Annotated in this window: 14 protein-coding genes; 5 read left to right on the top strand and 9 right to left on the bottom strand. The window is 40.8% G+C overall.

Annotated features, from left to right (window positions below; all coding sequences use genetic code 11):
- Positions 1 to 59 precede the first annotated feature (59 nt).
- The 3 genes from tnpA (at position 60) to tnpC (ending at position 2,297) form a co-directional block, all read left to right on the top strand.
- The gene (gene tnpA, locus F0364_RS26230) at positions 60 to 353 is read left to right on the top strand and encodes an IS66 family insertion sequence element accessory protein TnpA (RefSeq protein ID WP_153800386.1); all 294 of its coding nucleotides are present in this window, start codon (positions 60 to 62) and stop codon (positions 351 to 353) included.
- A complete protein-coding gene (gene tnpB, locus F0364_RS26225) occupies positions 341 to 691 on the top strand; it encodes an IS66 family insertion sequence element accessory protein TnpB (RefSeq protein ID WP_153800387.1) in 351 nt (116 codons plus the stop codon). The genes tnpA and tnpB overlap by 13 nt, the downstream gene beginning before the upstream one ends.
- Before the next feature lie 130 nt (positions 692 to 821).
- A complete protein-coding gene (gene tnpC / locus F0364_RS26220; RefSeq protein ID WP_153800790.1) occupies positions 822 to 2,297 on the top strand; it encodes an IS66 family transposase in 1,476 nt (491 codons plus the stop codon).
- Between the two features lie 503 nt (positions 2,298 to 2,800).
- On the opposite strand, the gene F0364_RS26215 is transcribed toward tnpC, so the two are convergent.
- The 3 genes from F0364_RS26215 to F0364_RS26205 all read right to left on the bottom strand — a co-directional run bounded on the left by F0364_RS26215 (position 2,801) and on the right by F0364_RS26205 (position 6,792).
- Positions 2,801 to 3,922 carry an acyltransferase family protein gene (locus F0364_RS26215; protein ID WP_153800789.1) on the bottom strand — a complete coding sequence of 374 codons (1,122 nt, stop codon included), beginning with the start codon at positions 3,920 to 3,922 and terminating at the stop codon, positions 2,801 to 2,803.
- 206 nt (positions 3,923 to 4,128) lie between these two features.
- Positions 4,129 to 5,079 (bottom strand): alpha/beta hydrolase, encoded by a 951-nt coding sequence (locus tag F0364_RS26210; protein WP_153800788.1) that lies wholly within the window; start codon positions 5,077 to 5,079, stop codon positions 4,129 to 4,131.
- 726 nt (positions 5,080 to 5,805) lie between these two features.
- The gene (locus tag F0364_RS26205) at positions 5,806 to 6,792 is read right to left on the bottom strand and encodes a hypothetical protein (RefSeq protein WP_153800787.1); all 987 of its coding nucleotides are present in this window, start codon (positions 6,790 to 6,792) and stop codon (positions 5,806 to 5,808) included.
- Between the two features lie 305 nt (positions 6,793 to 7,097).
- On the opposite strand from F0364_RS26205, the gene F0364_RS26200 reads away from it, so the two are divergent.
- Positions 7,098 to 7,307, top strand: coding sequence for a hypothetical protein (locus F0364_RS26200; RefSeq protein WP_153800786.1), 210 nt, complete (start codon positions 7,098 to 7,100; stop codon positions 7,305 to 7,307).
- 329 nt (positions 7,308 to 7,636) lie between these two features.
- Here F0364_RS26200 and F0364_RS26195 read toward each other — a convergent pair whose 3' ends face one another.
- Complete coding sequence (locus F0364_RS26195) at positions 7,637 to 8,233, bottom strand: hypothetical protein (protein ID WP_153800785.1); 597 nt, start codon at positions 8,231 to 8,233, stop codon at positions 7,637 to 7,639.
- A gap of 306 nt (positions 8,234 to 8,539) precedes the next feature.
- Here F0364_RS26195 and F0364_RS26190 point away from each other — a divergent pair, with 306 nt between their 5' ends.
- A complete protein-coding gene (locus F0364_RS26190) occupies positions 8,540 to 8,749 on the top strand; it encodes a hypothetical protein (protein WP_153800784.1) in 210 nt (69 codons plus the stop codon).
- A 247-nt stretch (positions 8,750 to 8,996) separates the two neighbouring features.
- Here F0364_RS26190 and F0364_RS26185 read toward each other — a convergent pair whose 3' ends face one another.
- The 5 genes from F0364_RS26185 to F0364_RS26165 form a co-directional block, all read right to left on the bottom strand.
- Positions 8,997 to 9,977, bottom strand: coding sequence for a HEAT repeat domain-containing protein (locus tag F0364_RS26185; RefSeq protein WP_153800783.1), 981 nt, complete (start codon positions 9,975 to 9,977; stop codon positions 8,997 to 8,999).
- Positions 9,978 to 10,206: 229 nt separating this feature from the next.
- Positions 10,207 to 10,608 carry a hypothetical protein gene (locus tag F0364_RS26180; RefSeq protein WP_153800782.1) on the bottom strand — a complete coding sequence of 134 codons (402 nt, stop codon included), beginning with the start codon at positions 10,606 to 10,608 and terminating at the stop codon, positions 10,207 to 10,209.
- 276 nt (positions 10,609 to 10,884) lie between these two features.
- A complete protein-coding gene (locus F0364_RS26175) occupies positions 10,885 to 11,274 on the bottom strand; it encodes a hypothetical protein (protein ID WP_153800781.1) in 390 nt (129 codons plus the stop codon).
- Between the two features lie 237 nt (positions 11,275 to 11,511).
- Positions 11,512 to 12,081 carry a hypothetical protein gene (locus F0364_RS29095; RefSeq protein ID WP_207632718.1) on the bottom strand — a complete coding sequence of 190 codons (570 nt, stop codon included), beginning with the start codon at positions 12,079 to 12,081 and terminating at the stop codon, positions 11,512 to 11,514.
- Between the two features lie 214 nt (positions 12,082 to 12,295).
- On the bottom strand, positions 12,296 to 12,652 hold the full coding sequence (locus F0364_RS26165; protein WP_153798838.1) for a hypothetical protein: 357 nt from the start codon (positions 12,650 to 12,652) through the stop codon (positions 12,296 to 12,298).
- Positions 12,653 to 12,853 lie beyond the last annotated feature (201 nt).

Below are 12,853 nucleotides of genomic sequence, written 5' to 3'. Positions count from 1 at the left end.
CGTATCCTATCGGCCAACCCCATATTTGAATTGCGTCAAACCGGCTTCACCTTTGCCACATGAAGTATAAAGACAGTAAACAGGCAGATGTAATGCGCCTTCACATAGAAAGCTGCAAAGCAAGCGGTCATACAGTTATTGGTTATTGCCATCAGCATGGGTTAGCCCCCTCAAAGTTTTATTACTGGCAAAAGCGCCTGCAAGATGCAGATGTTTCATCTGGCTTCCTACAAATACCCGATCATACAACACACAACGCTACAGCCAGCATCCACTTTCCCAATGGCGTCAGTATTTCATTTGCAGGCAACGTAAGCATAGATGTTTTAAAGGAGTTGGCATGCTGCATTTAAGTTCATCAAGCCGTTACTTTTATTACAATAGTATAGCCGATATGCGCAAAGGGGCCTACAGCCTCAGCGGGCTGGTGCGTAACCAAATGCAGCTGGATGTGCTCAGCGGCGATGTATTTATTTTCATGGGCAGGCGGTGCAATAAAATAAAACTGCTGCAATGGGACAGTGATGGTTTTGCCCTGTACGAAAAGCGGCTGGAACGTGGCAGCTTCGAGCGGCCAAAGATGAATGAAGATGGCCATTGCAATATCAGCGCACAACAGCTGCAATACATTTTACAAGGCGTTGTTTTAAAAAGCATACAGCACCGCAAGCGCTTTGTATTGAACGGCTGAAGATATTATCCACAGCTGTTAACAGGCGTTATCGCGGCATCGTATTTGCGCCTTATGCAGCATCGAAAACATCAGTCTCCATACCGATTACAAGCTGCTTTACGAGCAATCACAACCGCTCATCACGGCCTTGCAAAAATCCATTGAGGAACAACAAATACTTATCCAATCCCTTCAGTTGCAAATAAGGGAACTTAAAAAAATGCTCTTCGGCAGCAAGGGGGAAAAGTTTATAACACAGGGTAACGATGCCAATGCTGTGCAGGCTGATTTGTTTCCCAATGATAAGTTAGGTGAACATAGTTTCGTTAAAACTACTTTGATAAAACCGTTTGAAAAGAAGCAAACAAAACTTACTGTAAAACACCCCGGCCGCAATCCCCTGCCGGAAAGCCTCCGCAGAGAAATCATTGAGCTGTTACCACAGGAAGATGTGTCCGGCCTCAAACCGGTAGGTAAAGAAATTACAGAGGTACTGGAGTACCAGCCCGGCGAGTTGTTTGTAAAAAGATACGAACGCCCTGAATACATTAAATCATCCGGGGATAACCTGCAGGCAAAGCGGGTAATAGCGCCCCTGCCATCACTGCCTTTGCCAAAGTCAATAGCAGGCCCATCGCTGCTCACCCACCTGCTGGTAAGCAAGTTCGTAGACCACCTGCCCATATACCGCCAGTTAGAGATATTTAAACGCCAGCAGGTAGCTATGCATTACAGCACTGTATCGGGTTTTATAAAAGAAGCCATGTCAGCGATAGTGCCGCTACATAACCTGCACTGTAGACTGGTGCTGCAAAGCAATTACCTCAATGCGGATGAGACAACGATAAAAGTCCTGGATAAAGATAAACAAGGCACTACCCACCAGGGTTATTACTGGGTATATTACGATACGGCAACAAAGCTGGTGTTGTTTGATTACCAGCCCGGCCGTGGCGCACTGTACCCGCAGGCCATGCTGCACCGTTTTAAAGGGTATTTGCAAAGCGATGGGTATGATGCCTATGAAACCTTTGACAAAGCAGCAAACATTACCACATTATGCTGCTGGGCACATGCCCGGCGCAAGTTTTACGAAGCAAAGGATTATGACCATGCCAATGCCGAAAAAATATTAACGCAGATACAGCAACTCTATCAGATAGAAGCCCATTGCAGGGATGAAAGCTTTACCCCGGAGCAAATAAAACAGCACCGGCAGCAACATGCCGTACCGGTATTGAATGCGTTGCACGAAACCCTGAAGGGGTTACTGCTAAAATCCTTGCCCGGCAGTCCATTGGGCAAAGCGGTTAGTTATACACTAAAGCGGTGGGATAAACTATGCATTTATACCAGCGAAGGCATATTGCAGATAGACAATAACCTTGTAGAGAACAGCATACGCCCGGTGGCCCTGGGCAGGAAGAACTATTTATTTGCAGGCAGCCACGAACGGGCACAGGATGCCGCCATGCTGTACTCCCTGTTTGCCACCTGCCGCCTGCACAATATTAACCCTGAGCAATGGCTGACATACGTATTTGAAAACATTAACAGCACTCCCAAAGAGCAGCTACACCTTCTGCTGCCACAAAACTATACGGCCAACTCCAAACAACAATGACGGGGTTCGCCGATGGGATACCATTTAGCGATGGTTAGTGCATTGCAAATAAATAGATTCAGCAGCCAAATATGTGCATGAAAATTTAAACCGCCATGCTGGACTGTTTGACAGGTTTTTGTCCGGGCGGATACAAGCTAAACATCTCCCGTAATTTTCAGTACGCCAAAAATGTCATGTTACTTGAGGATAGGCATTATGTTCTAAAAGTTTCTGGCGCCAAAGGCGGCAGAAACAAAAGCTATATGGTGGGAAAAGCTGCATAGCGGAAAGAACGTACAAGAGTGCGACGCAACAAAAGCCTCATAGTAGTAACTCCTGCCGGGCCCATAATTTTTCTTACACAGCGAAGCTGGTAAAGGAGGCGGCTATCAAAACGGAGGGTCTGTTCAGAAGGTTCCTCTGTAGCGGTGCGGGGCAGGCTGTGCAACATCGGTATCATTTGGATTTTTCATACCCGACGAAGCCTTGGTTGTTGTGCCTTCGTACTTCGCTTTTTGTTGTCAAATTGTTCGCTGCACCAAAGGAATTTTACGAATTATACCAACAAGCACATAGGAAAATACAATACTTAAAATACACGCTATAATATATTTAATAGTTGGTTTAAGCGTTAAAGTTTCCAGGATAATAGTAACACCAACTACAACGGCAGAATGGAAAATATAAACCCCGTATCTGTTTTCTCTTAATATTGATAAAATAGAATTTGTAGCGTTGAATTTTTTCCCAAATAGATGAAGAAAAAAACCAGAGAAACCAAAACACAATAAAACTTGGGCGAATGAAAGAGAAACTGATTCCCAGGTAATGCCCACCACAAATTTATTAACTATAGACGGATACTTTGAAAGCAGATAAATAATCACACTAAAGTAAGTAGCTGCAATAAGTGAGATAGGAAACCACATTATTGACAACTTTCTGGAAAGCTCATCAAGCCAACCTTTTCGATAAACCAATAGCCCGATTGCATACGTGAAAATGTAAGGAGTGAGATTGGAAAACTCTATGCCGATAAAATTTTGTCCAAGCGGAAAAAACTGTCGTACAAGGATTGTAAGACCACTGCATAGAACAATAATCGTCAATATATTTACATGTGTAGGGATACTATCAGAAAGAGATTTTGAAATGGAAAAATGAGGCCTTATAAATTTCCAATAGCCAATATATACCAACTCAAAAGTTATCAACACCAGAATAAACCACACATGAGAGGTGTATGGTTTGGCATTTTGTTGTAATACATAGCTAAACCATGATAATTGAGTTGTCCTGTTATGAATTTCAATATAATATAAAATACTTGGGGCAAGAACAATCATTACAAATAACAACGGTATTACCAGGCGTATTAATCTTGCTTTAATAAATTTGGCTACGCCTTTTTTCTCTAATGAGGGGATGGTTAAATAGGCAGAAATGAAAAAGAAAAGGCTCATTGAAAATGATGCCTCAATTCCAGTTAATGCCGAAAGGAAAATTTGAGTTGTGCCGGTAAGTTTTTCGGATGTAACATAGCACCAGCCGCCCATTGTGCCATAACCTATACTTACATGGTGAAGTACAACCAGAATAGATAAGAATATCATCAGATTATCTAAATAATAAAGTCGCTTCATCTGCTACACCTAAATTGATATTAGAAATAGAGGTCTCGATAGGTGATTTGTATGTGAGCGGCACAACCTTCAGGCTCTGGAGATGTGGCGGTATTCCGTGCTGGTCTGCCTGGTGCCGCTGCAAAAGCTGAGTATTTATTCGTCGCTTCGCCAACTTGCCAATGCAATGCTATCGGCAGTATCACGAAGTTGACCCCTGGAATTGCTTAAGCCGGTTTTCGTTTGAGGAATCCGTTAACCTCCAACCAGTGCATGAACGCATCAAACCACTTATTGCTCGTTCTGTTGGGGTTTCCAAGCCCGAATCCGTGACCGCCATTCTGATAAAGATGAAATTCCACAGGTATGCCCGCTTTGTGCCACGATTCAATTACACCAAACTTTCCACCGAAAAGAAAGTCATCAGTGGCTATGACATTGAACATAGGAGGAGCATTTTTCGGCACCTCTACCGGGCCCATTCCGCCATAAATTGGCCCTATAAAAGCCAGCTTCATTTTCTTCGAATGCAGCGTTGAATGCATAGTAAGCCCGGCACCGGCCGAAAACCCGATCATGCCTATTCTGTTAGTATCTACACCCCATTCCCTGGCATGTTTCACAATCATTGCATACGCGGCCTCCGCGTCTGCAAGCTGGTTCGACAAATCCACCTGTGGGCGACTGGGTGGCGTCTCTGTTTTTGAAGTGTCGGAATTTACAGGAGCAGGCATACGCGGACGACTCATCCACGCACTAAAACTATCCAGTGACGGTGCTGTTGGGTGAAGCCGGTACTTCAGAACAAAGGCGGAAATTCCTTTGTCTGCCAGCGCCTGAGCAACTTCCCATCCTTCATTGCCCATCGAAAGCCACCTAAAGCCGCCACCAGGCGCTACAATTACGGCGGCGCCGTTTGCCGTACCCGCCTTCGGAAGAAACGGGGTAAGGGTTGCCGTGCTAATGTTCCGTGCCATCGGGTCACCCCATTGACGGAACCAGGATTCCGGCGCTGGCTGGTTTGCCACGCCTCCGGTGCCGAGTGGTATGGCGTTGGGTTCAGCAGGGGCTTGTAATGGATAAATGGTACCATCCTGCGCCAATGTTAATTTAAAGATGATCAGTAAGAAGAATACTGAAGTGAATTGTTTCAAGGCGTTCCTGCAATTAAGAAGCATGGGAGTTTTTTTTATATAATTGAAGATTGTTCAAGCCGAAAATATTGCCACTAACGGTCACGGCTTTGCATTGTGCCGATATTTGAAAAACTTTAGCCCATAACCGAAGCTGAATAAAGATACAAACGATGAGAACATATTCAAAAGATCATCCGTGTAGGATCGGCCTGAACTGAAGCTGAATAGCGAAAGGGACGATTAATATATGCTTCAGCCAGCATAAAGCCCCTCTGTTGCAGATGCATACGCCAAAGTGGTAAGCTTGTACAAAGCATCTTTCATCCATCAACATCATCCGCTTAAACAGCACCTGTCTGTATTGCATGCCATAGAGCAATGCCGCATGCAGCGGCATAAAATTTTTCTGGGGGTGTCCCCAAGCTACGCAAGAGGCCGGGCAGAACTACGTTCGCAACCTTCGTCAAAGCAACATTTAGTTGCTCTTCCTCGGTTGTGCTCATACTCCGGCACAAAAGCCAACGCACAAAGCCTCACCGGGGTATCCGCTTCAATCCCTCACCCGCCGGTGCAGCACACATCAACAACCCGGCAAGCCCGTCAGCATCTTTACAATGCAGGCATTCGCTTCATTCAAAATCCATAACTAATTTGCACGGCTACCGAAGCTTCCCCGCAATCCTGCGGGGCAGGCTAGTCAACCTAGGCTTAAACCGAACCTCCGATGGGTTTCGCTTCGTTTAAGCCCTATATGTTGCCTGCCGTTTTTTATTCAGTCAGTTTAATGTTTTCAATAATTTTAGTCAATTCGTTAAGAGCTTCTTGATTGTTCCCTAACATCGCAATATGAACAATTAAACCTTTTTCAATTTGGTCGCTTGGGATTTTCTGCTCTTTTAAATAAAACTGTTTTTGAACGTTTTTGAAATTCAGCCACTCCACAGATTTATTCAGAAAAGTGGAATTTGTTTTTACAGCCTCATTGTCGCTAAAATCATATTCGCCATAAAAGTAAGAAGGATGATTTCCTGTGTAAATCGTAAAGCTTGTCCAATTTGTGTCTGTGATGTCTCGGACTTTTTGAAATTTCAAAACTTCAAAATCATACTTTTTGTCTTTGGTTATTACATATCCTTCGGGAAGTGCAATGCTAAATTTTTGCTTCCCGTCAAATATTGGTGAAATTTCTGTTCTCGCTTTATAATTGAGTTTTCTGTTTCCTTTTGCAAGCGATGCAAATACATTTTCAGATAGTTTTTGAAATTCTTCTTTATTTTTAAAAGCGTCTGGGTTAATATATGCACCAATAACAAAAACAGTTTTGTCTTGTGTTCTTACATACAAATTGTTTACTAAAATTGCGTTTTCAGTTGAGTCAAATTTCTTTGGCGTAACAAGAACTGATAACAAAGTGTCTCGTTTTGTCAGAACTTTGATTTTTGCGTTTTCACTATTGTCTTTTGAAATTGTCTCTAAAAGATTGTCATTGCTTGTAACATAAAGTTCTCTTGCAAAAAATACCAAACGTTGTTTGTCAATATCAAGGATTATCCTTGTTTCTTTATTAGTGTTTGGGTCTGCCGACATAATATCAGCTTGTCGTGCAACATTTTTGGCGTCAGTCGGAAATTGAAAGAAAGCCTTGTCGTTCAAGATTGACTGTTTATTGTCAAGTTTAAGTCCTGATATTTTTTGTCCAAAAACTTGTGTCGTCAAAAGAAATAGGGTGGAAAAGAATAATGCTTTTATAGTCATACTGATTTTTTTGATTGTGAGGTGTCCGCCAAATGGCAGGCAACGTCTAGGGCTTGCTGCTGTGCTGGGATTTGAAATACGTCTGCCCAACTACTGAAGTCCAATAGAAGTTTAATTTATAAATATACCGAGAAATATTATTAGGTGAAGGACTGCCCGTAACCGCTGCTGAATAGAGAACAAAAGCTGAGAAATTATTCGTCCGCCAGCATAGCAGCAAACCCACTGTTGAACTAAACCTTCGGTAGCCTTTCCTGCCGTATGCCCAAATTCGGAACTTATAGGTTCAACAAAAAACAATTGCTATGAGTTCCATCAAAAGACAGTACAACACAGTTGTATCACAGGCAAAGAAAGGCGTACCGAGTTTTGCAGATGCATACGCCAAATTTATTGAAAAGGCAACAATAGAACAAAGCAGTAAAAGCCTGCAGGTAAACTACAGCCGCAGCCTGGCGTATATCGCTATTCATTTTAACCGGCCACCGCATCTTGTCACGGACATGACACTGTAAAAACGAAAAAAAATAAACCCTGTGAAAAAATAATGAAAAAACAGTCCACAATATTTTCGGAGCTTTTTTACACATGTCTTATCTGTAACCTTAGCACCTCTCAACACCATCCTCACCTCAATTCAATCCCCTCAATTATTCGCCCGGCTACAGAAGAATACCCCGCAGCGGTGCGGGGCAGGCTGTACAACATCGGCTTCATCTTTGGTGTTTTACACCCGACGAAGCCTTAGTTGTTGGCGCGTAGTTTTTATCAATTCAGAGTTGTTTGTCAAAGCCGAAAGAATCCGACTAATTTTGAAAAATAACTTCGAGTAAACTGAATTCACTTACGGTCTGCCTCTATAACTAAATTCATAACTACCGTCACTTTGCCTGAAAATAACCATTGTAAAGCTGCCCTGCTTTGCATTATGTGTTATTGCTAACTGATCTGCTTCTTCCCCGCTATTTAATTTTGAAAGTACAACATCCATGGAAGGGTTTCCTCCCATTCCATTTTCAACAAGTTCTCCAATCGAAATAGAAATTCCAGTTAATGTTTGCAATGATTCATTATTGTAATTTAACATCATAGCATAAGCAATTGTTTGGGTTAAAGAGTCAGCATCAAAAGCAGCATAATTTATTGTGTTGTCTGGTGCTATATTCAGTAAAACGGTACCATTCACAGCTCTATTACTGTCATCAATGGCTGGTAAAGTAGATGCTGCTTTGATAATATTACTTTGTTCATCCGGAGCCTTGTTGTACTGATAGCCAACTTTATCACTTAACTGTGGCTCTGCATTGCTCCAGTGATTACCTGTCAAACGAATCATTTTACTTGCAGAAACAATGTAGTTGTCACGTTTACTCGCTGACTCTTTATTGCAGGATAAAGCAGTAATAACAAAAAGAAAAATCAAAGACCATTTAAAAATCATAATTGGTATTTTAAAAATTTAGGTGCCAAATTAAAAATTACAGCCAACGAACAGGGCTTTGTGCAGGTGGGGAATTAGCATTCGGCCTGCTCATAATTGCAGCTAAATTTATAAATTAATGTTCATTGTTTATTCAATTGCTCGGTATTGTTCTTCACGCTGGAACAACTGCTGATGCTTGCACTTAGTCGAAGTATTAATGTCTTGCCCCAACTTGCATAAAACCCAATGTTGAACTAAACCTTCGGTAGCCTTTCCTGCCGTATGCCAAATTCGGAGCTTATAGGTTCAACAAAACCATTTATTATGAGTTCTATCAAAAGACAGTACAACACGGTTGTATCACAGGCAAAGAAAGGCGTACCGGGTTTTGCAGATGCATACACCAAATTTATTGAAAAGGCAACAATAGAAAAAAGCAGTAATAGCCTGCGGGTAAACTACAACCGCAGCCTGGCGTATATCGCTATTCATTTTAACCGGCCGCCGCACCCTGTCACGGCTATGACACTTTAAAAACGAAAAAAATAAACCCTGTGAAAAATAATTAAAAAACAGTCCACAATATTTTTCGTAGCTTTTTACACATGTCCTATCTATAACCTAACACCTCTTAACGCCATCCTAACCTCAATTCAATCCCCATAATTATTCGCCCGGCTACCGAAGGTTCCCCGCAGCGGTGCGGGGCAGGCTGTGCAACATCGGCTTCATCTTTGGTGTTTTACACCCGACGAAGCCATAGTTGTTGTACGCAGTATTATCAATTACCCGTCTGTTCATTTTTTATTAACCCTTCAAAAATCTTTGAGGGATATTTTTTCAAAGCGTCATTAATAAATTTAGAGCGTTGCTCAAACTCGTCGTCAGACTTTTTTAATGCTGTCTCAAATAAAATCTTTGTGTCTGTAGTTGGGTATTGTACTAATGCAATGTAAAGCGGAAATGATTCATATCTGTCAGAGATTGCATTCGTTCCAATTTCTGCTAATAATTGTTCTTTTAAAATTGGATAAAAAGCTGGGCTTGGAAAATATCTCACAGAATTTCTTACATAGTTTTTAAGTGTGCGACCTCTATTACTAAATTCATCGTCAAGTAATAGTTTTTTAAAAATAATCGTATCACTCAGATTTTTGTATTGTGCAAGCAAGGGCAATGCTTCATAAACACCATCCTCTACAATTTCTTTTATTCTGACGTATAGTTGAGGTAATGGTTTTGTTCGTTGAAGCATATATCTTCTTGAACGAAATTCAATAGAGCCTAACCACGACCTTTTTTTAATTTCATCTCTATAAAGTAAAATTGAATCAATTTGATTGTATTGTGCTTCAGTCAACCTAAAATTGGTGGAATCTCTTTTGTCATAGCCCACTTCGTCAAGAAAATTGTCAGTCACTCTATCATAGTCACCTATGCAACCATAGTTACGATTAAATTCAGCAGTGTCCGACAGATGCTGTAGCAAAACATTATAGACTTTTGGGCTTTGTATTTCTGTCAGTGCTTTAAATGCATAGCAGCGAACTATTGGATTAGTATGATTACAAAGCTCAATTAATTCTTTCTCTGAAAATTTTTTAGTGAGAGCTTCATAATTTTTCCATTGTGGCGAAATGCTGTCTGTCGATCCTAAATACATACCTTCATAAACTCCACGTTTGATAATGGAATCTACAACAGCTTTCTTTTCGTCTTTACAACTTGTCAAATAAAAACTGAAAGCAAATATCAATGTCAATATGAAGGACTGTCTAAACATATTGCGTACAACGTTCGAGGCTTGCCGATGGGCTGATATTTTATAATTGTCAGCCCGGCAACTGAAGCCGATTGAAAAACTGATGTTGAAGTTAACAACTAAAGGCCAAATAGAATTCGGTTAAGCCCGATATTAGCTGATAGTAGTGCAACTGCCGATTGTTATTCTGTCTGCCAGCTTTGCGGTAAACCTTTTGTTGCCTGCTGGGCTATTCCATAATCCGATATTCCAAAGGGTTTAGATAAACTTTTGCTCCGTCGTAATCAGTCCCCCAAATGCTATAAAAGAGTATTTTGTCGTTTAGTTCAACAGATTTAATGAAGTTCTTAAAGTCGGCATTAAATGCTTGACTGATATTTTTACATTTAAAAATTAATGTCGTGTCACGTATAATCATGACTTGAAAACTGTCAATTCTCGTTTCTCTTTTAATACCTGAACAAAACCTATCTGCATTAATATGGTTTTGATTTTGAAATACAACTTTGACGAAATCTCCACTTAGTCTTCCACCAACCCATGCGTCACTTTTTGGGCATTGCGATTTTCCTTTGAATGAAAACGCAAAAAATATCGTGAAAAACAAAAGATGTTTTGATTTTAAAAGCATTGAATTAAAGTTGTGTTGTTGACTTTAAATTATCGTCTAAAAAGATGCGCAACTTGGAAGTTTCCACAAGCCTTTGCAGGCAACGAACAGGGCTTTATGCAGGTTGGGAATTAGCATTCCGTCTGCCCATAACCGCTGCTGATTGAAAATATGTTGCTGAAGTTAAGTACATAAGCAGATAGATTTTCGTCGGCTGGAACTGAAGCTGGGATTTTCATTTAGCTGATGTTAAAAGTTCAGGCTCAACTTGCATAAAACCCAATGTCGTATGCCGTTTTAACGGTACATCTCAAGTGCAATCTTTACATTGTCGTTATTCAAATCTTTTAATTTCTCTAACGCACTATAGGATTTCTTTGAGTTAATGGCTTTCAAAGCATGTATACATTTTCTCAGTGTCGCCTCCAGTTCATCATCATACGCTCTAAAACGTTGTTTATTTAATGCAATATTTAGTATCGGTTCTACAAATCGGTCGTCAATAAGATTCTCTAAATAAATTGTATTTACCAAATCTTCGTGTTGACTGTGCCATGTACCAATAAGGGCTTTTTCAATAGAGTCATAACAGTCGCTGTTTATCTTACCTGAATTCCCAAAGTCGAGACATTTTAAAAGTTCCTGCTCGTCCTGATTTTCAACAGCTTTTTTTAGTTTGTCTTTCATTTGGTATCAGTAGTTTCGGTCGTCTCAAATGGCATACAACGGTCCCGGCTTGACGATGTGGCGGTATTTGAAAATAGTCAGCCCGTAACTGCTGCTAAATTTATTAATAAAAGTTCATTGCTTATTCTGTTGCTCGGGGTTATTCGTCGGCTGGAGCTGAAGCCGAATAGCGAGCAAAAAGTTGAGCACATATTCGTCGCCCCGCCATATTGCCAAACCGCCTGTTGTGTGCATACCTTATTGTGTCTGCCAATTAGCTTCTACATTTTTATATTGGTCAGGTAACTGTTTAATTGCTTGTTCAATTGTTTCATAGAAGCTGTACTGAATAACCTCCCAATTTTTGTCACAACTAAAGCGATAAAAGCCTGCATAGTCGCCATAAGCACAAATTGCAAGTCCATAAATACTTTCCCTTTCTGTGTCGTCTTCATTGCCAACATAACCAAAAGGTTTGTTTCCAGACCATGCCCACTTGATAACTTTTGCACCGTCAAGTTCTTGTGGTGGAGCGATAATGTCTGTATCAAAAAATGGGTCAACAAAGTAATGTCCTGGATTGCCGGCTTTTGCTTCAGCACTCATTATCACATCCCTTGGGTCACCCATAAAGTTTGAGCTGAAAATATTTTTAACTTCTGAAACTTTCCCGTCTGACAAAACCAAGATGCTCCTTGCCAATTCCTCTTCACCAACATTTAAAGATTTTGTCCAAAGTGAAATTAAAAGTCGCGGCACCTCCTGTCTGTCAGTAGCAAAAGGAAATAATTTGTCCAAACGATTTTTTATGTCAGTAGGTAGTGTCATAAAGGTTGCACACAACGTTAAAGCATTGGCGATGTGGCGGCATTCTGTGTTCCGACTGCCCGGTGCCGATGCTGATTAAAGATACAAAAGTTCATTGTTTATTCTGCCGCTGGGCGATATTCGTCGGCTGGAACTGCAGCTGAATAGAGAACAAAAAGCTGGGAATATATTCGTCGCCCCGCCATATTGCCAATGCAATGTAAGCCGCAGTTTATTATAAACTAACTTTTGTAGTCTTATCTAAGATTTTAAACTTCAACGTTTCGTTTGATACAATTACCGTTAATTCAGATGGTTTGTCAATAAGTTTTCGACTTGAAGATTGAGTAAAGCCAGTAATATCTGAAGTTGTCAAACTAATTGTCTTGCGTTTTAGTAATTCGGAAAAGTACTCGATTGTCACAGCGCCTGATTCTTTTACAACAGCCGAAAGATATTTTCTGTCTGAGAATGGTATGCGTAACAAAGAGCCAGCAACAAACAAAACTCCTGTTTCCGCAATTTCTTTATTAAAAGTCGAGCAGACAAACCATATGATAATTGCCGTCAATAGTGGGTGTCCAAAAGTCATAATTGAGATTTTCATTTTCGTTGAAGTCTTCAAATTCTCAACTAAAGCAAATAGAAGTGTCCCAATTGTCGGATATACGACTAATGTTATTAAGAATGCGTACAAAACATTCATAGCTTGTCAGGTTATAAAGTTGTCGGCATAATTGCGGCTAACGGAAACGGCTTGGCGATGTGGCGGTATTTGAAAATCGTCTGCCCG

The organism is Foetidibacter luteolus (assembly GCF_009650435.1).
In the GTDB taxonomy this organism is placed as follows: Bacteria; Bacteroidota; Bacteroidia; order Chitinophagales; family Chitinophagaceae; genus Foetidibacter; species Foetidibacter luteolus.
This window is presented reverse-complemented; position numbering and strand designations above follow the sequence as displayed.